18 protein-coding genes are annotated in these 17,929 nt (G+C 66.9%); 8 read left to right on the top strand and 10 right to left on the bottom strand.

Going from position 1 to position 17,929, the window contains the following annotated elements; translation table 11 throughout:
- Positions 1-39: 39 nt before the first annotated feature.
- The 6 genes from lpdA to J2852_RS18850 form a co-directional block, all read right to left on the bottom strand.
- Entirely contained in the window at positions 40-1,437 is a 1,398-nt protein-coding gene (gene lpdA / locus J2852_RS18875) for a dihydrolipoyl dehydrogenase (RefSeq protein ID WP_209878374.1), read from the bottom strand.
- Positions 1,438-1,458: 21 nt separating this feature from the next.
- The gene (locus tag J2852_RS18870; RefSeq protein ID WP_209878372.1) at positions 1,459-1,743 is read right to left on the bottom strand and encodes a chorismate mutase; all 285 of its coding nucleotides are present in this window, start codon (positions 1,741-1,743) and stop codon (positions 1,459-1,461) included.
- 19 nt (positions 1,744-1,762) lie between these two features.
- Positions 1,763-3,124, bottom strand: coding sequence for a pyruvate dehydrogenase complex dihydrolipoamide acetyltransferase (locus J2852_RS18865; protein WP_209878370.1), 1,362 nt, complete (start codon positions 3,122-3,124; stop codon positions 1,763-1,765).
- 13 nt (positions 3,125-3,137) lie between these two features.
- Positions 3,138-4,535 (bottom strand): pyruvate dehydrogenase complex E1 component subunit beta, encoded by a 1,398-nt coding sequence (locus tag J2852_RS18860; RefSeq protein WP_209878368.1) that lies wholly within the window; start codon positions 4,533-4,535, stop codon positions 3,138-3,140.
- A 94-nt stretch (positions 4,536-4,629) separates the two neighbouring features.
- Positions 4,630-5,646, bottom strand: coding sequence for a pyruvate dehydrogenase (acetyl-transferring) E1 component subunit alpha (gene pdhA / locus J2852_RS18855; protein ID WP_209878366.1), 1,017 nt, complete (start codon positions 5,644-5,646; stop codon positions 4,630-4,632).
- Positions 5,647-5,818: 172 nt separating this feature from the next.
- Positions 5,819-6,208 carry an FtsB family cell division protein gene (locus J2852_RS18850; protein ID WP_209878364.1) on the bottom strand — a complete coding sequence of 130 codons (390 nt, stop codon included), beginning with the start codon at positions 6,206-6,208 and terminating at the stop codon, positions 5,819-5,821.
- Between the two features lie 253 nt (positions 6,209-6,461).
- On the opposite strand from J2852_RS18850, the gene J2852_RS18845 reads away from it, so the two are divergent.
- Positions 6,462-6,740: a hypothetical protein gene (locus tag J2852_RS18845; RefSeq protein WP_209878362.1), complete on the top strand. Its 279-nt coding sequence runs from the start codon at positions 6,462-6,464 to the stop codon at positions 6,738-6,740.
- 46 nt (positions 6,741-6,786) lie between these two features.
- Here J2852_RS18845 and J2852_RS18840 read toward each other — a convergent pair whose 3' ends face one another.
- Positions 6,787-7,182, bottom strand: a complete 396-nt coding sequence (locus tag J2852_RS18840; RefSeq protein ID WP_209878360.1) for an acyl-CoA thioesterase — start codon at positions 7,180-7,182, stop codon at positions 6,787-6,789.
- Positions 7,183-7,289: 107 nt separating this feature from the next.
- Here J2852_RS18840 and parE point away from each other — a divergent pair, with 107 nt between their 5' ends.
- The 3 genes from parE (at position 7,290) to J2852_RS18825 (ending at position 10,672) form a co-directional block, all read left to right on the top strand.
- The gene (gene parE, locus J2852_RS18835) at positions 7,290-9,278 is read left to right on the top strand and encodes a DNA topoisomerase IV subunit B (protein ID WP_209878358.1); all 1,989 of its coding nucleotides are present in this window, start codon (positions 7,290-7,292) and stop codon (positions 9,276-9,278) included.
- A 7-nt stretch (positions 9,279-9,285) separates the two neighbouring features.
- The gene (locus J2852_RS18830) at positions 9,286-10,020 is read left to right on the top strand and encodes a hypothetical protein (protein ID WP_209878356.1); all 735 of its coding nucleotides are present in this window, start codon (positions 9,286-9,288) and stop codon (positions 10,018-10,020) included.
- A 91-nt stretch (positions 10,021-10,111) separates the two neighbouring features.
- Entirely contained in the window at positions 10,112-10,672 is a 561-nt protein-coding gene (locus J2852_RS18825; protein ID WP_246499829.1) for a hypothetical protein, read from the top strand.
- Between the two features lie 18 nt (positions 10,673-10,690).
- Here the strand turns inward: J2852_RS18825 and J2852_RS18820 are convergent, their stop codons facing one another.
- Both J2852_RS18820 and J2852_RS18815 read right to left on the bottom strand, forming a co-directional pair.
- A complete protein-coding gene (locus J2852_RS18820; protein WP_209878354.1) occupies positions 10,691-11,395 on the bottom strand; it encodes an alpha/beta fold hydrolase in 705 nt (234 codons plus the stop codon).
- 11 nt (positions 11,396-11,406) lie between these two features.
- A complete protein-coding gene (locus J2852_RS18815; RefSeq protein WP_209878352.1) occupies positions 11,407-11,949 on the bottom strand; it encodes a hydrolase in 543 nt (180 codons plus the stop codon).
- 248 nt (positions 11,950-12,197) lie between these two features.
- Between J2852_RS18815 and J2852_RS18810 the strand changes: the two genes are divergently transcribed.
- The 3 genes from J2852_RS18810 (at position 12,198) to J2852_RS18800 (ending at position 16,387) form a co-directional block, all read left to right on the top strand.
- Complete coding sequence (locus J2852_RS18810; protein ID WP_209878350.1) at positions 12,198-13,742, top strand: DEAD/DEAH box helicase; 1,545 nt, start codon at positions 12,198-12,200, stop codon at positions 13,740-13,742.
- Positions 13,743-13,747: 5 nt separating this feature from the next.
- A complete protein-coding gene (locus J2852_RS18805) occupies positions 13,748-13,990 on the top strand; it encodes an Lrp/AsnC ligand binding domain-containing protein (protein WP_209878348.1) in 243 nt (80 codons plus the stop codon).
- Positions 13,991-14,086: 96 nt separating this feature from the next.
- Positions 14,087-16,387 (top strand): LPS-assembly protein LptD, encoded by a 2,301-nt coding sequence (locus tag J2852_RS18800; RefSeq protein ID WP_209878346.1) that lies wholly within the window; start codon positions 14,087-14,089, stop codon positions 16,385-16,387.
- Between the two features lie 22 nt (positions 16,388-16,409).
- Here the strand turns inward: J2852_RS18800 and gmhB are convergent, their stop codons facing one another.
- Positions 16,410-16,970, bottom strand: a complete 561-nt coding sequence (gmhB, locus tag J2852_RS18795; RefSeq protein ID WP_209878344.1) for an HAD family hydrolase — start codon at positions 16,968-16,970, stop codon at positions 16,410-16,412.
- 211 nt (positions 16,971-17,181) lie between these two features.
- Here gmhB and J2852_RS18790 point away from each other — a divergent pair, with 211 nt between their 5' ends.
- Entirely contained in the window at positions 17,182-17,907 is a 726-nt protein-coding gene (locus J2852_RS18790; protein ID WP_209878341.1) for a hypothetical protein, read from the top strand.
- Positions 17,908-17,929: the final 22 nt, after the last annotated feature.

The following is a 17,929-nucleotide window of genomic DNA, read 5'->3' as shown; positions in this document are numbered from 1 at the left end:
AGGCTTGCAAGCCTGCAAGCAGGCTTTCGGGCATGCTAGCTAGAAGTGGATCGCCCGGCCATAGGCATCAAGGACGGACTCGTGCATCATCTCCGACAGGGTCGGGTGCGGGAACACCGTCTGCATCAGCTCCTGCTCGGTCGTCTCCATGGTCTTGGCGATGCCGTAACCCTGAATCAGCTCCGTCACCTCGGCGCCGACCATGTGCGCGCCCAGCAGCTCGCCGGTCTTGGCGTCGAACACCGTCTTCACCATGCCGTCCGGCTCGCCCAGAGCGATGGCCTTGCCGTTGCCGACGAACGGGAAGCGGCCGACGCGGACCTCGTAGCCGGCGTCCTTGGCCTTCTTCTCCGTCAGGCCGACCGACGCCACCTGCGGGTGCGAGTAGGTGCAGCCCGGGATGTTGCGCACATCCAGCGCGTGCGGGTGCTTGCCGGCGATGTGCTCGGCGACAATCACGCCCTCGTGGCTGGCTTTGTGGGCGAGCCACGGCGCGCCGGTCACGTCGCCGATGGCGTAGACGCCCGGCTCGTCCGTCTGGCACCACTGGTTGGTCTGGATGTGGCCCCGGTCGGTCTTCACCTTGGTGTTTTCCAGGCCGAGCTTCTCTGTGTTGGGGGAGATGCCCACCGCCAGGATGACGCGGTCGACCGTGATGTCCTCGGTCTTGCCGTTGGCCTCGACCGCCACCGTCACGCTGTTGTCGGTCTTGCGCAGGTTGCCGGCCTTGGCGCCGGTGATGATGCGCATCCCCTGCTTTTCGAACTGCTTGCGGGCGAAGGCGGAGATTTCCTCGTCCTCGGCTGGCAGGATGCGGTCCATCACCTCGACCACCGTGACCTTGGCGCCGAGTGCGTTGTAGAAGCTGGCGAACTCGATGCCGATGGCGCCGGAGCCGATGACCAGCAGCGACTTCGGCATGGTGTCCGGCGTCATCGCCTTCCGGTAGGTCCACACCAGCTTGCCGTCATCCTCCAGACCCGGCAGGGTGCGGGCGCGGGCGCCGGTGGCGATGACGATGTTCTTGGCGCTGTAGGTGCCGACGGCGGCGCCGTCCTTGGTCACCGCCACCTGGCCCTTGCCGGCCAGCGTGGCCTCGCCCTCAATGACCGTGACCTTGTTCTTCTTCAGCAGATGCCGGACGCCGCCGTTCAGCTGGTTGGCGACCTTGCGCGAGCGCTGCACGACCTTGTCCAGGTCGAACGAGGCTTCCTTGATGACGAGGCCGTAGTCGGCGGCGTGCTTGGCGAGGTGCAGCACCTCCGCCGAGCGCAGCAGCGCCTTGGTCGGGATGCAGCCCCAGTTCAGGCAGATGCCGCCCAGGTGTTCGCGTTCCACGACGGCCGTCTTCTGGCCCAGCTGCGCGGCGCGGATCGCGGCGACGTAACCGCCCGGACCGCCGCCGATGACGATAACGTCGAAGTTGTTGTCGGCCAAAGGGTTATCCTCCCTTCAAGATCAAGGCGCGCTGGCGAAGTGCTTCTCTTCCAGCCGGCAGGCCTCGTCGATGATCATCTGGTAGAGGTTGGAAACGAAGTCCGGGTCGAGCCCCTTGGCCTGCCCCATCGCCGCCGCGCGTTCCTTGACGGCCGCGATGCGGTCGGGCAGGACCGAGGGCAGCCCCTCGGCCTTCTTCACGACGGCGACCCGCCGCACGACGGCGAAGCGCCGCGCGAGCAGTTCGACGATCTGGGTGTCCAGGGCGTCGATTTCCTCGCGAAGGGGCGAGAGGCTGGCACTCATGATCCGATCCTCGTTTTGCTCACAGCAGCATGCTCAGCGGGTCTTCGACGAGCTTCTTGAAGGCCGCCAGGAACTCCGCGCCGACCGCGCCGTCCACCACGCGGTGGTCGACCGACAGCGTGCAGCTCATCATCGTGGCGATGGCGAGCGCGCCGTCCTTCACGATGGGCCGCTGCTCACCCGCACCCACCGCCAGGATGCAGCCCTGCGGCGGGTTGATGATGGCCGCGAACTCGCGCACCCCGAACATGCCGAGGTTGGAGACGGAGAAGGTGCCGCCCTGGAACTCCTCGGGCTTCAGCTTGCCGTCGCGGGCGCGCTTGGCGAGGTCCTTCATCTCGTTGGAGATCTGGGCCAGCCCCTTGCCTTCCGCCTTCTTGATAATCGGCGTGATCAGACCCGTCGGCGTGGCGACCGCCACGGAAACGTCGGCGTGTTCGTACTGGAGGATCGCCTCGTCCGACCACGCGGCGTTGGCGGCGGGCACCTTCCTGAGAGCCAGGGCCACCGCGCGGATGACGAAGTCGTTGACCGACAGCTTGTACGCGTCCGAGCGGCTGTTCAGGTCGGAACGGACCTTCAGCAGCGCGTCGAGCTGGCAGTCGATGGTCAGGTAGAAATGCGGGACCGTCTGCTTGGCCTCGGTCAGGCGGCGCGCGATGGTCTTGCGCATGGTCGTGTTCGGCACCGGCTGGTAGGCCATGCCGAGCTTGTCCGACAGGTCCTTGGCGTCCACGCCGACCGGAGCCTTCGCCGCCGGAGCGGCGGCAGCCGGGGCCGGAGCGGCGGCGGGAGCGGGCGCCGCGGACGGCTGGGCCGCCGGACGCGCGCCGCCGCCGGCCGTGGCGGCTTCGATGTCGGCCTTGACGATGCGGCCGTTCGGGCCGGAGCCCTTAACCGCATTCAAGTCAATTCCCGCCTGTTCGGCCAGACGACGGGCCAACGGGCTGGCGAACACGCGGTTTCCGCCACCATGGGCCGGGGCCTGGGCCGGGGCCGCTGCCGGAGCAGCGGCCTTCGGCGCCACGGCCTGATCGGCCGGCGGGGCGCCCGCACCCTGGCTGCCGTAGCCGCCGGTGCCAGCAGTCGCCGGGGCGGGGGCCGGAGCCGCCGCCTTGTCCAGCGCGCTGGCGTCCTCACCCTCTTCCAGCAGGATGGCGATGGGGGTGTTCACCGCCACGCCCTGGGTCCCGCCCTGGATGAGGATCTTGCCGATGCGGCCTTCGTCCACCGCCTCGACTTCCATGGTCGCCTTGTCGGTCTCGATCTCGGCGAGCACGTCGCCGGACTTGACCTCATCGCCTTCCTTCTTCAGCCACTTCGCGAGGTTGCCCTCGGTCATGGTCGGCGAGAGGGCGGGCATCAGGATCTGAATGGTCATGGGCTCGCCCTCCTCACGCGCGGTAGCAGGCTTTTTTCGCCGCGTCGGCGATACGCTCCGGCGACGGCAGGACCAGCTTTTCCAGGTTCGCCGCGTAGGGCATCGGCACGTCGAGGCCGTTCACGCGGATCACCGGCGCGTCGAGGTAGTCGAAGGCGTGCTCCATCATCAGCGCCGACAGCTCGGACCCGATGCTGCAGGTCGGCCACGCCTCTTCCACGGTCACCAGACGGTTGGTCTTCTTGACCGAGTTGACGACGGTCTCGGTGTCGAGCGGACGGATCGTGCGCAGGTCGATGACCTCGGCGCTGATGCCTTCCTTCTCCAGAAGTTCGGCGGCGGCGAGCGCGTAGGAGACCATCAGCGAATGCGCGGTGATCGTCACGTCGGTGCCGGCGCGGCGGATCTTGGCGCGGCCGATGGGAACGATGAAGTCCTCGCTCTCCGGCACCTCGAAGCTCTGGCCGTAGAGGATCTCGTTCTCCAGGAAGATGACCGGGTTCGGATCGCGGATCGCCGCCTTCATCAGGCCCTTGAAGTCAGAGGCCGAATAGGGCGCGACGACCTTCAGGCCCGGAACGCTGGCGTACCAGGGCGTAAAGTCCTGGCTGTGCTGGGCGGCCACGCGGGCGGCGGCGCCGTTCGGACCGCGGAACACGATGGGGCAGCCCATCTGGCCGCCGGACATGTACAGCGTCTTGGCGGCGGAATTCACGATGTGGTCGATCGCCTGCATGGCGAAGTTGAACGTCATGAACTCGACGATCGGGCGCAGGCCCTTGAAGGCGGCGCCGACGCCCAGGCCGGCGAAGCCGTACTCGGTGATCGGCGTGTCGATGACGCGGTCCGGGCCGAATTCCTGCAGCAGGTTCTGCGAGACCTTGTAGGCGCCTTGGTACTGCGCGACTTCCTCGCCCATCAGGAAGACGGTCGGATCGCGGCGCATCTCCTCGGCCATGGCGTCGCGCAGTGCCTCGCGAACGGTCTTCTTGACCGTCTTGTCGAAGAACTTGTCCTCGTCCGAGGCCGGCGGAGCGGCGGCGGGGCCCTTGGACGGGCCGGTCGGCATCGTGGCGTCGGGGCGCTGGCCGCTGTCCTTGATCACCGGCTGGGCGGCGGTCTTCGGCGACGACTCCTCGATGTTCGACAGGTTGGTCGTGGCGTCCTCGCCATCGCCCAGGATCACGGCGATGGGGGTGTTCACGGCCACGTTCTCGGTGCCCTCGGCCACCAGGATCTTGCCGAGGCGGCCTTCGTCCACCGCCTCGACCTCCATGGTCGCCTTGTCGGTCTCGATCTCGGCGAGCACGTCGCCGGACTTGACCTCGTCACCCTCTTTCTTGACCCATTTCGCCAGCTTGCCCTCGGTCATGGTGGGCGACAGCGCCGGCATCAGCACTTCGATCGGCATTCCTCAACCTCCGGCGGCGCGCAGGTCCTCCGGCGTTCGAACGTTGGAAAGTTCGAAGCCCGGCCTTGACGCCGCTCCCGCTTATGCGTTGTCGTCAGGCTTCGACCAGAACGTCGGTCCACAGCTCCGAAGGATCGGGCTCGGGGCTCTGCTGGGCGAACTCCGCGGATTCGGTCACGATGGCCTTCACCTCGCGGTCGATCTCCTTCAGCTGGTCCTCCGTCACGAAGGCGCCGTCGAGCATGACCTTCTTCAGCTTGTCGATCGGATCGGACTCGCTCCGCATCTTCTCGACCTCTTCCTTGGTCCGGTACTTGGCCGGGTCCGACATGGAATGGCCGCGATAGCGGTAGGTCTTCATCTCCAGGATGACCGGGCCGTTGCCGGCGCGGATGTACTCCACCCACTGGTCGGCGGCGGCGCGGACCTCCTGCACGTCCATACCGTTGACCTGGACGCCCGGAATGCCGTAGGCCGAGCCGCGCTGGAACAGCTCGCCGGCGGCGGCGCGCTCCTGCGAGGTGCCCATGGCGTACTTGTTGTTCTCGATCACGTAGAGCACCGGCAGCTTCCACAGCGCCGCCATGTTGAAGCTCTCGTAAACCTGACCCTGGTTGATGGCGCCGTCGCCGCAATACACGGCCGACAGACCGTCGTCCTTGTTGTACTTGTGCGCGAAGGCGAGGCCGGTGCCGATCGGCACCTGGGCGCCGACGATGCCGTGGCCGCCGTAGAAGTTCTTCTCGCGGCTGAACATGTGCATTGAGCCGCCCTTGCCCTTGGAGTAGCCTCCCCGGCGGCCGGTCAGCTCGGCCATCACGCCCTTGGCGTCCATGCCGCAGGCCAGCATGTGGCCATGGTCGCGATAGCTGGTGATGACGTCATCGCCCTCCTTCAGGGCGGCCTGCACGCCCACCACCACGGCCTCCTGGCCGATGTAGAGGTGGCAGAAGCCGCCGATCAGGCCCATGCCGTACAGTTGGCCCGCCTTCTCCTCGAAGCGGCGGATCAGCAGCATCTCGCGGTAGTACTTGAGCAGTTCCTCGGCCGAAGCGGCCTGCTTCGGAGCGGAGTCCGTCTGCGCCTTCGGACGGCGTCGTGACGCGGCCATGTTTCCTCCCAGGTTCAAGCGGCGACGGCATGCGAACAGCCGGCGCGGCGACACGTTACGAGAGAATATCCCCTCGCACCGGAAGCGGATATGGCGCGCACAGTACACGACCGGCGCGATCTGCGCAAATGCTTGTTTTTTATAGCGAATTTGGCCGTTAACCGGCTTTCGGTTAATTCACTGATTTGGACTGCTTCTCAGCGCTAGGATCATCGTGCTCATACACCGGCGGCAACGCGATGATGACGTCCCGCTGCCCCGAAAGGTTCAGCATCTGGCGCGCGCGCTCGTCCAGCATGTCGGGGTCCAGATGGTCGCCGCGCATCAGTTGGGCGCGCCGATCCATGCGCTCACGTTCCGCCTTCACCTGGCTCAACACCGTCTCGGCGGTCACAATCTCGCCCTGAAGATGCTTCATGGAGATCAGGCCACGATCGCCCTGCACGGCATAATAGACGAAATAAGCAACCACACACGCCCCGATGGCCGGGCCGATGGCTTGGCGCAGGGCGCTTTTTGCGGCGCGTTTCAACGAGTCGGTGAGGTTTGTGAGCATCGTCATGGCGCGATGGAATCACAGGGGATCCCTTCGGTCAAACGAAAAAGAGGCATTCGAAAAGAGGCCGGCGACTCGAGGTTTTCGGGGCACACCGTCATAGGACCCGCCGGTTTTCAGCCCCGCCCCACCCATTGGGCATTCCGCATAATTGTGCCCCAACGGATGGAATGTGTCGCGACGAACGTGTGTTAAGGGGGGCACTGCCGCGCCCACAGGCCCGTGGTCGCGGATGCGTAACATGGAAGGGAGAAACTCCATGCGAAGCAAGCTATGGCTCGCCGCCCTGCCGGCGCTTCTGCTTGGTGTGGCCGCGTGCGATGACCAGACGGCCCAGAACAACAGCAACCCCGGCGCGACCTCCACGGCCGAACGGCCGCAGACCACCCCGCCGCCACCGGCCGGCACCCCTGGCCAGAACGCCTCCGGCGTGCCCGGCACCGCGCCTTCCGCCACCCCGGCCCCCAGTGGCACTGCGCCGGGCGGCGCGACCTCCGGCGGTGCAGCCGGCGGCGGTGGCAGCACCGGCAGCCAGTAACCGCGTCAAAAAGGGGCTGGGCGCGACGCCCGCCCCTTCTCCGCCGTCACTCCGGCGGAACCTCCCTCGGTTTGCGGTCCTCGCCGATAGCGACGTAGGTGAAGACGCCCTCGGTCACCTTGATCGCCTCGTCCCCGTGCCTCGGCCGCTTCACCCAGGTTTCCACCCGCACGCGGATCGAGGTGCGGCCGACCTTCTCCACATGAGCGAAGCAGCTCACCTCATCGCCGACGATGACCGGCTTGTGGAAGGTCATCGCCTCGATCCCCACGGTCGCCACGCGCCCGCCCGCGCGTCGCAGGGCGACCACGCCCCCGGCAAGATCCATCTGCGCCAGCAGCCAGCCGCCGAAGATGTCGCCGTTCGGGTTGGTGTCGGCCGGCATGGCGATGGTGCGCAGCGCGGGGCCTGCGTTCAGCTCCTTGGGCGTGACGTCGTTCATGGTTCCTCCGAGGGCGAAAAATCCCAGCCCAAAATCTTGTGTCCGGGGTATATAAGGCCCACAGCATGCGCTTGCGCACCCCTGACGAAATTCCTATAAATGGGGCCATGAGCGATCTTTTCGAGAACACGGCGCGCAAGGCCGAGACCTACTCCGCCCAGGATATCGAGGTTCTGGAAGGGCTTGAGCCCGTTCGGCGCCGGCCGGGCATGTACATCGGCGGCACCGACGACCGGGCGCTGCACCACCTCGTCGCCGAAGTGCTGGACAACGCCATGGACGAGGCGGTGGCCGGACACGCCAGCCGCATCGATCTGGAGCTGGCCGCCGACGGCACGGTGACCGTGCGCGACAACGGGCGCGGCATCCCCGTGGACGACCACCCGAAATACCCCGGCAAGTCGGCGCTGGAGGTGATCCTCACCACGCTGCACTCGGGCGGCAAGTTCTCCAACAAGGTCTACCAGACCTCGGGCGGCCTGCACGGCGTCGGCCTGTCGGTGGTGAACGCCCTGTCCGACCGGCTGACGGTGGAGGTCGCGCGCGACCGCCAGCTGTTCATCCAGAACTACAGCCGTGGCTTGCCGCAGGGTCCGCTCTCCAAGCAGGGCGCGGTGAACCGGCGCGGCACGACCATCCGCTTCCACGCCGACGCCGAGATCTTCGGCGAGGCCGCCCATTTCGAGCCGCACCGCCTGTACCGGCTGGCGCGCTCCAAGGCGTACCTGTTCCGTGGCGTGGAAATCCGCTGGAGCTGCGACCCGTCGCTGCTCTCCCCGGACTCGACCACCCCGGCGTCCGAGACGCTGCATTTCCCCGGCGGCCTGCTCGATTACCTGAACGGCGCGCTGAAGGACCGCAAGACGCTGACCCCCACCCCCTTCGCGGGCTCGCTGGACTTTCCCAACGGCCAGGGCCGCGTGGAATGGGCCGTGGCTTGGCCGGAGGACGAGGAAGGCTTCTCGCACACCTACTGCAACACGGTGCCCACGCCTCAGGGCGGCACGCACGAGGCGGGCTTGCGCACCGCTCTGACGCGCGGCCTGAAGGGCTATGGCGAGCTGACCAACAACAAGCGCGCCGGCCAGATCACCGCCGACGACGTGATGGGCGAGGCCTGCATCCTCCTGTCCGTCTTCATCCGCGAGCCGCACTTCCAGGGCCAGACCAAGGAGAAGCTGGTCACGGCGGAGGCCCAGCGCCTCGTTGATTCCGCCGTGAAGGACCACTTCGACCACTGGCTGTCCGGCAATCCGGCATCGAGCAACGTCCTGCTCGAACGTCTGATCGAGAAGGCGGAGGAGCGCGCCAAGCGCAAGCAGTCCAAGGAGCTGGGCCGCAAGTCCGCGACCCGCCGCCTGCGCCTGCCGGGCAAGCTCGCGGATTGTTCGCGCAATTCGCCGGAGGGCACGGAGATCTTCCTGGTCGAGGGTGACTCGGCCGGCGGCTCCGCCAAGCAGGCGCGCAACCGCGAGACCCAGGCCATCCTGCCCCTGCGCGGCAAGATCCTGAACGTCGCCTCCGCCTCCACCGACAAGATGAAGGCGAACCAGGAGCTGAACGACCTCGCCCAGGCGCTCGGCTGCGGCACGGGCAAGGACTTCTCCAGCGACAAGCTGCGGTACGAGCGCGTCATCATCATGACCGACGCGGACGTGGACGGCGCGCATATCGCCTCGCTGCTGATGACCTTCTTCTACCGGGAAATGGCCGGCCTCATCCAGAACGGCCACCTGTATCTCGCTCTGCCCCCGCTCTACCGCATCAGCCACGGCGCCAAGTCCGTCTACGCGCGCGATGACGCGCACAAGGACGAGCTGATGAACAAGATGTTCAAGGGCAAGAAGGTGGAGATCAGCCGCTTCAAGGGCCTCGGCGAGATGATGCCGGCGCAGTTGCGCGACACCACCATGGATCCGGGCAAGCGCACCCTGCTCCGCGTCGTCGTCCCCAACGCCGCCGACCCGGAGGAGAAGGAAGAGTTCGAGACCACCAAGTCCCTGGTCGAAAGCCTGATGGGCCGCCGTCCCGAACTGCGCTTCCAGTTCATCCAGGAAAACGCCAAGTTCGTCCGCGTGGACGACATCGACGTGTGATCGACGCATGACAGTCCCGGAACTCTACCAAACCGACCTGTTCCGCCCGACCTACCGCCCATACCAAGGCGAGCGGTGGGAGATGCGGATCGCCCCGATGTGCATCTGTGGCGGTTATTGGAGCGACGCCCTCCTGGTTCTGGATATGGCGGCTCTCATGCGCTGGCACGGCGATGAGAAGCGGACCTGGATGTCCATGACCCCCATGGAGATCGAAAGCCAGGAGATCGGCTGTCGTTTCGCCAGCGGAAACACGATTGTAATGGGCCTCGGCATGGGATGGGCCGCCGCCAACGCCGCGCTCAACCCGGCGGTGACGGAGGTTACCGTCGTGGAGTTCGATCCGGAGGTGATCGGCTTGGTCGAGTCGATGGGCGTCTTCGCCCAGCTTCCGCCCGAGGTCACAGCCAAGCTGCGGGTGCTCCAGGGTGACGCGACCGCTTACGTGCCGGATCGGCCGGTAGAAACACTGCTGGCCGACATCTGGCTGCCGCTGAACGGCGACGACCGCATCGAGCAGGTGAAGCGCATGCGCGCGAACACCGGCGCCACGCGCGTCTATTACTGGGGCCAGGAAATGTCCATCGCCCGCCGCGCGCGGACGCTCGGCGTGGAACTCGACGTCTCGACCGTCGCCCGGATCGTGGACGAGATCGGCCTGCCGCTCATCGGGCCGGCGGAGATGGCCGACTACCCCGAGCGGGTCGCCCGCGCCGCGCGGCGCTGGCTGAAGGACGCGTAACCGTCTCTTCCGGCCACCCACTTTGCCCCCACCCTTGCCGGGGTGTCGCTTGCGCTCCATTCTCCACGATGGACGCCAACAGACATCCGGCATGCCCATGGACATCCTTCCCCGTGTCGCGATCCTCGCCCTTAGCCTGGTCGCGGCGGCTTGTTCCAACGAGCGTGTTACGGCGGACCTGCCCTCCCCGGCCTACACGGCGGGCGAGGTCGCCTACGCGGCGTCCGACCGGGACCTGCGCGTGACCATTCACGGCAATCCCTTCGGCATCGATCCGCAGGCCTTCGGCCAGCTGGTCACCGACAACATGCAGAACCGGATTTCCGGGGTGCGCACCAACTTCACCACCACGCCGAACCAGACGGCGCAGCCGGATTACCGGGTGGTGTTCGCTTTCAACCCGGCGCAGACGATGCTGAATTCCTACCTCTGCGGCGGACAGCCGATCCAGACCAGCCCGCCGGGCGGGGCCATTGTCGTGCAGGGCGCCTTCTGCCGGGGTGGCGGGGCGCTGACCTCGGCCACCGGCTGGCTCGACCGGCCGCAGGGACCAGCCGATCCGGACTTCAAGGCGTTGATCAGCGACATGACCTTCGCTCTTTTCCCGACCCACCGGGCAGACGCGGGATGCTCCGGTGGGCCGGATTGCTAGGCACCGCGTGAGCAGCGGTCACCCGTAGAGCAACCACTCCCGCAGCAGAGCCGTCACCGCCTGGGGCCTCTCCATGGCGGACAGGTGGCCGCAGTCCTCGACGATCACGAAGCGCGCGCCGGGGATGCCCGCCGCAATCTCGGCGTGGACGTCCGGCGGCGTGATGGTGTCCTGCCGGCCGCACACCACTAGTGTCGGGCAATTGATCGCCGACAGTCCGGGCCGGCTGTCGGGCCGGTTCATGATCGCGGTCTGCTGGCGCGCGTAGCCCTCCGGCCCGACGCGCTGCGCCTGGGCGTGGATCGACTCGACCAGCGGCTGGTCGCTCACCCGGTCGGGATGCACGAGCCGCAGCATGTTCGCGGCCATCACCGGGCGCAGCTTGCCCTGCCGCACCAGCGCAACACCTTCCTTGCGGTTGGCGGTCTGCTCCGGCGTGTCCGGTCGCGCGCTGGTGTCGAGCAGAGCCAGCTTGGTGACCCGCTCCGGGGCTTGGCGCATGATCTCAAACGCGACGTAGCCGCCCATCGACAGCCCGCCGAGCGCGAAGCGCGCGGGTGCCGACTCCAGCACGGCGCGCGCCATCTCGGCCATGGAATCATGCTGGGTCAGGTCGCCGACGGTGACCGCCGCGATGTCGGACAGGTGGCGGGTCTGGTGATCCCACAGCGCCGCGTCCAGCGGCATGCCGGGCAGCAGGACCAGCGGATGAGTCTCGGCCATCGCGTTCCCGTTCACTTGATCAGTTGGCTGATGATCTTGAAGGATGGCGTTCCCGCGCGCTCCATCCACTCGAAGACGACCATTTCCGTGCTGACGATCTCGATCCCGTTGGCCCGCATGCGCGCGATGGCCAGCTCGATGTTCGCCTCCGTGCGGGAGGAGCAGGCGTCGGCAACCAGGAACACGTCGAAGTCCGCCGCGGCGACCGCGAGCGCGGTCTGCAGCACGCAGACATGCGTCTCCGCGCCCAGCAGCACGATCTGCTTGCGGCCCAGCCCGACCAGCCGGTCCATGAAGGCCGGGGCGCCCGCGCTGGAGAAGGTGATCTTCTCGACCACGGAGTCGGGCGGCAGAGCGTTCCGCACGGGCGCCACGGTGGGCCCGAGTCCCTTCGGATACTGCTCGCTGACCAGCACGGGTACCTTCAGTTCCCCGGCGGCCTTCAGCAGGACGTCGATGTTGCGCAGCACCCGGTCGGGTTCGACGACGGCGGGCATCAGCCGTTCCTGCACATCGACGATGACGAGGGCGGAGCGTTCGGCGGACAGAAGCATTGCGTGTTGGCCTTTTCGGTTCTCGTTCGGATTCCCGTTCGGGTCCTCTTTCGACGGGCGGCGCGGAGCCTACCCGACCGCCCCGCGCCCGCCAAGCCGGGCTTCCGGGCGATGGAGAAAGAACGCTATATCGACGGCAACGGCACAAGGTCTATTGACAGCGCCCTTTGACTTCATATTCTGCGGCCCCATCTAATCGTCGGGCCGCGACGGCTCGATTTTCGTACTCCAGACAGAAAACAGGTTGGATGCTTTTTTCGGAACTTGGGCTTGGCCCTGAAGTCCTGCGTGCCATCGAGGACAAGGGTTACACCCAACCGACGCCAATTCAGGAACAGGCCATTCCCTGGGTCCTGCAAGGCCGCGACGTGCTCGGCTGTGCGCAGACGGGCACCGGCAAGACGGCGGGCTTCACCCTGCCGATGATCGATATCCTGGCGTCCGGCCGGGCGCGGGCACGCATGCCCCGGTCACTCATCCTGGAGCCGACTCGCGAGCTGGCCGCCCAGGTGGCGGAAAGCTTCGAGACCTACGGCAAGCATCACAAGCTCTCCATGGCGCTCCTCATCGGCGGCGAGACCTTCACCGAGCAGGTGAAGAAGCTGGACCGCGGCGTGGACGTGCTGATCGCGACTCCGGGCCGGCTGATCGACCTGTTCGAGCGCGGCAACATCATGCTCAACGACATCAAGGTCTTCGTCATCGACGAGGCGGACCGGATGCTCGACATGGGCTTCATCCCGGACATAGAGCGGATCGTCAGCAAGCTGCCGAAGATGCGCCAGACGCTGTTCTTCTCGGCCACCATGCCGCCGGAGATCCGCCGTCTCGCCGACGCCTTCCTGATGCATCCGAAGGAAATTTCGGTCGCCCCGCCCGCCTCCCCGTCGGAGACGGTGACCCAGGCCATGGCCCTGGTGCAGGAGGAGGACAAGCGCAAGGCGCTGCGCCACCTGCTGCGCACCGAGGACGTGAAGAACGCCTTCATCTTCTGCAACCGCAAGCGCGACGTCGCTATTCTGCACAAGTCGCTGGAACGCCACGGCTTCAACGCCGGCGCGCTGCACGGCGACATGGTCCAGTCCAAGCGCACCGAGACGCTGGAGGCCTTCAAGAAGGGCGAGATCACGCTGCTGGTCTGCTCCGACGTGGCCGCGCGCGGCATCGACGTGCAGGGCCTCAGCCACGTCTTCAACTTCGACGTTCCCGTCAACGCGGAGGACTACGTCCACCGCATCGGCCGCACCGGCCGCGCCGGCCGCACCGGCCGCGCCTTCACGCTCGCCGGCCCCTATGACGGCAAGCAGGTGGCGGCAATCGCCCGCCTCATCCAGCGGGAGATTCCGTTGATCGCCATCGATGGCCTGGAGTCGGCCGAGTTCGCCAGCGAGGAAGACGCCCGTCGCGGTCGTGGCCGTGGCGGCCGGGGGCGCGGCAAGGAGAAGGCCCGCGAGGAGAAGCCCGCGCGCGAGGAACGTCCCCGTGAAGAACGGCAAGCGCGCGAAGAGCGTCAGCCCCGCGAGGAGCGGTCTCGGGAAGACCGCCAGCCGCGCGAGGAACGCTCCCGCGACGACCACCGCCAGCCCCGCGAATCGCTGGCGGCTGCCGAGGCTCGCCGCTCCAACGAGCCGCGCCGGGATCGCGACCGCGATCGTGGCCGCCGCCGTCGCGACGACGATGACGACGATACGCCGGTGATCGGTTTCGGCGACCATATGCCGGCCTTCATGCTGCGTTCGGCCCGCCGCCCGCGTCCGGTCGAATCCGTGGAACCGTCGCAGCAGGAGGGCTGACGCCCATGCAGACCATCTTCGTCATGGTCAAATGCGATCTGGGAAAGGCGTATCAGGTCGCCGATCAGGCCGTGCAGGAGGTCGAACAGGTGTCGGAGGTGCACTCCATCTCCGGCCAGTACGACCTTCTCATGAAGTGCTATCTGGCCCAGGACACGGACATCGGCCGATTCGTGACCGAGCACATTCAGACCCTGGCCGGCGTGCGCGACACCTTCACCCTGATCGCCTTCAAGGCTTTCGCCTAAAGCCGACTCCGTCCGCACGCAACACCGCACGGTGATTTCGCGACGCCGGCCTTGAAACCGTTGACTTGGCCGGTGGGTTACCTCAAACGTTCGGGCATGTCTCTACAGCCTTCTCGACATGCCCGGCGCCCCCGCGCCGCCAACCGCAAGACGGCCGCCAAGCGCACGTTGATCCTGCGCTCCGGCGTCGTCGCCCTGATGGTAGCCTGCGGCGTCGCCGCCGCCGATCTGGCCGGCGCCCAGTCCCCGGCGGAGCGGCAGCAGCCGGTCCTGCTGAACGCCGATCAGGTGACCTTCGACGAGACGCTGGGCATTGTCACCGCGTCGGGCAATGTGGAGCTGTCCCAGGGCCCGCGCAGCGTCCGCGCCGATACCATCACCTACAACCAGAAGACCAAGGTGGTCACGGCGAGCGGCAACATCCGCCTCGTCGAGCCGTCGGGCGAAATCCTCTTCGCCGACTACGCCGAACTGACCGACGACCTGCGCGACACGTTCATCGAGAACATCCGCGTTCTGATGACCGACAACAGCCGCATGGCCGGCAACGAGGGCGAGCGGCGCGAAGGCAAGCTGACCCGCATCAACCGCGGCGTCTACAGCCCCTGCGACCTCTGCAAGTCCGACCCGACCCGCGCGCCGCTGTGGCAGGTCCGCGCCGTCCGCATCGTGCACGACAACGACGCGAAGGAAGTCCGCTACAAGGACGCGGTGATGGAGATCTTTGGAGTCCCCGTCGCCTACACGCCCTACCTGTCGCACCCCGATCCTTCGGTGGAGCGCCGTTCCGGCTTCCTGACGCCCAGCTTCCGCAACAACTCGGAACTCGGCTTCGGCGTCCTGACCCGCTACTACTTCGACATCGCGCCCGATCAGGACGCGACGCTCGACGTCGGCGGCTACACCAAGCAGGGCCCCATCGTCGGCGGCCAGTATCGCAAGCGCTTCGAAAGGGGCCGCCTGGAGGTTGAAGGCGCGGCCACGCGGGGCGAGCTTCAGAACGGCACGATCAAGGGTGCTGACGACAGGCGCAACCGTGGCTACGCCGCCGCCAAGGGCCTGTTCGAGATCGACGAGACGTGGCGCTGGGGCTTCGACTTGAAGCGGGCCAGCGATGAGTATTTCCTCCGCCGCTATTACGACAACCGCGACGAGGTGCTGACCAGCCGCGCTTTCGTCGAGGGCTTCAACGGCCGCAACTACGCCGCGCTGAACGCCTACAGCTTCCAGGACCTGCGCTACGGCAACCCGGTGCAGGAACCGATCGTGCTGCCCATGGGCCGCTACAACGCGCTGGGCGAGCCGGGCAGCGTGCTTGGCGGCCGCTGGTCGTTCGACAGCAGCCTGCTGGCCGTCACCCGCCCAAAGGACGGCGGGCCGAACACGCAGCGCATCCACGTCCAGCCGGGGTGGGAGCGCGAGATCGTCTCCAACGCCGGTTTCGTCACCACCCTGTCGGGCAGCGTCCTGGTCGCCGGCTACAGCGCCGAACGCTTCAACCCGCTGGACCCGACAGTGCGCGGCAACCAGGACTTCGACCGCGTGCGCGTCTTCCCGCAGGCCCAGGCGACCGTCCGCTATCCATTCGTGCGCTACGGCGAGCGCTCGCAGCAGCTGATCGAGCCGATCGGGCAGCTGACCGTGGCGCCCAAGGTCACGAACGACCCCGTCTACCCGAACGAGGACAGCCTCGACGTCGAGTTCGACGAGATCAACCTGCTGATGCCCAACCGCTTCACCGGCATCGACCGGCTGGACGGAGGCTCGCGCATCACCTACGGCCTGCGCTCGTCCATTCAGGGCTACAAGACCGGCGCGGCGAGCATTTTTCTGGGCCAGAGCTTCCGCCTGACCGACACGTCGGTGTTCCGGGGCGGTTCGGGTCTTGAGGATAAGCAGTCGGACTATGTGGGCCGCGTTGATCTGACGCCAGCCAACTGGCTCGACCTGAACTACGGTTTCCGCATCGACCACGAAACGCTGAAGCCGCGCCGCCACTCGCTGAACGCATCGGCCGGCATTCCGGAATTCCGCCTGTCCACCGCCTACACCTTCGTGGACCAGACGGAAAACCGCGTCGCTACCCAGCGCGATCTGGTGGAGCAGGCCACCTTCGGCCTCAGCTCCAAGTTCTCGGAGAACTGGTCGGGCAGCCTGGCGCACGTCCAGGCCATGCGCCCCGATCCGGGCGCGCGCGCCAGCCTGGCCGTGCTGACTTACCAGGACGAATGCCTGATCTTCCAAACCATCGCGCGCCGGGACTACACCACGACGCCGACCGGTCAGAGCGACGGCAACACGATCTTCTTCCGCTTCGTCTTCAAGAATCTGGGTGAGGTCCGCACGCCCAGCATCAGCGCCAGCTTCGGCGGCAACACCGCCACCCCGTCGCAATGACGTTTCGTCAGGCGCGCTTTCCTCAGCGGAGGTGCGGGATCAAATCCACAAGGCGGCCAATCGAAAGGTTGGCCGCCTTTTCCTTGCCCCGTCCACGGACGTCCTCTCCGCCGGTTCCCTCCGACAACAGCGCCCGCAGCCCTACCCCCGCCGCTCGCGCCGCCTCCATGTCGGTCGGCTGATCGCCCAGGAACACCGATCGCCCCAGATCCAGGCTCAGGCTCCGCGCTGCTTCCAGGATCATGCCCGACGCCGGCTTGCGCCAAAAACTGTCGCGCGCGTACCGTTCCACCGAACCGCCCCGGTGGTACGGACAATGGAACACCCCGGCGAGTTCCACCCCGTGCCCCCGGAACTCGCCCCGCATCCAGTCGCTGAGGTCCCGGAATTCCGGTTCCGTGTAATAGCCGCGCGCGATACCGGATTGGTTGGTGATGATGGCGACGCGATAGCCGCGATCCATCGCGTGCCGCGTCAGGTCGAAAATGCCGTCCATGAAGGTGAACCGGTCGCGGTTGCCGACGTAACCGTGATCAACGTTCACCACTCCGTCTCGGTCGAGCAGCAAGGCTCGGTAAGGCATGGCACTTTTCCCTCTGCGGACGCGGCGCATTGGTACCAGCGCGGGAAAGCCCCTGCAAACGCCAAGTCCAAGGCCGCCCAAGCCCAGGACGGCATGGTCGTCCACGCCCTGAGACAACGGCGGGACTCAACGGTCTCAAGGGGTTGCATCGGACGGCGGTTCTGGGTAGCCATAGACCCCCCTTCACCTTTCGATTGGGTCTGGACACGCCATGTCCCTGGGACGCTACGACTACGAACGACGCTACCGCCGCCGTGTCTGGGCGGGTTTCGGCAAGTTCGGGCTGCTGGCCGTTCTTGTGTTGGGCGTTGCCCTCTTCGCCTACCAGATGGGCATCGAGCAGTTGAAGGGCCGCGACGTGACCCTGCGGGAGGAGAATGCGGCCCTTTCCCGCCAGAAGGCGGAACTGGAACTCCTCGCCAGCCAGATGCAGCACGCCGCCCGCACCGCCGAGGCACGCTCGTCCGAACTGGAGGCCCGCCTTCAGCGCGAGGTGCCGACTGGCGAACTCGCGAAGCTGTCGGGCTTGGTGGCGGAGCGTCTGAAGGGCGGCATGGACCCCAACCGCCTCGCCTTCGTCATCACGCAGGCTCAGCCGCCGCGCAACTGCCAGCAGCCGGAGAACAAGCGCTTCACGCTGACGACGCCCCTGCTGAAGTCCGGGAACCGCGCGGTCGGCTTCGGCAACGGCACGGTCACCGTCAACGGCGAGGGCCAGTCCGCCCGCAACGCGCAGGGCGCCGTGGAAAGCTGGTTCGACCCCGCTCAGCCCGTGACCATCAAGGTGACGTCCATCGGCGGCAAGGAATCCGTGGTCACCGGCGTCCTGCCGCTGCACCACGCGGTGGTCGTGGACAGCACCGAATACCGCTTCACCTTCACCGCCGGCCCTCGCTCCTTCGTCGAAGTGACCGCCGACCGCTGCCCCTTCCCGTGATCGGCACCCGGCGGGTTGTTTC

This window comes from Azospirillum soli, assembly GCF_017876165.1.
Classification (GTDB): Bacteria; Pseudomonadota; Alphaproteobacteria; order Azospirillales; family Azospirillaceae; genus Azospirillum; species Azospirillum soli.
Note: the sequence above shows the minus strand (reverse complement) of the source record. Positions and strands in the feature narration are given on the sequence as shown.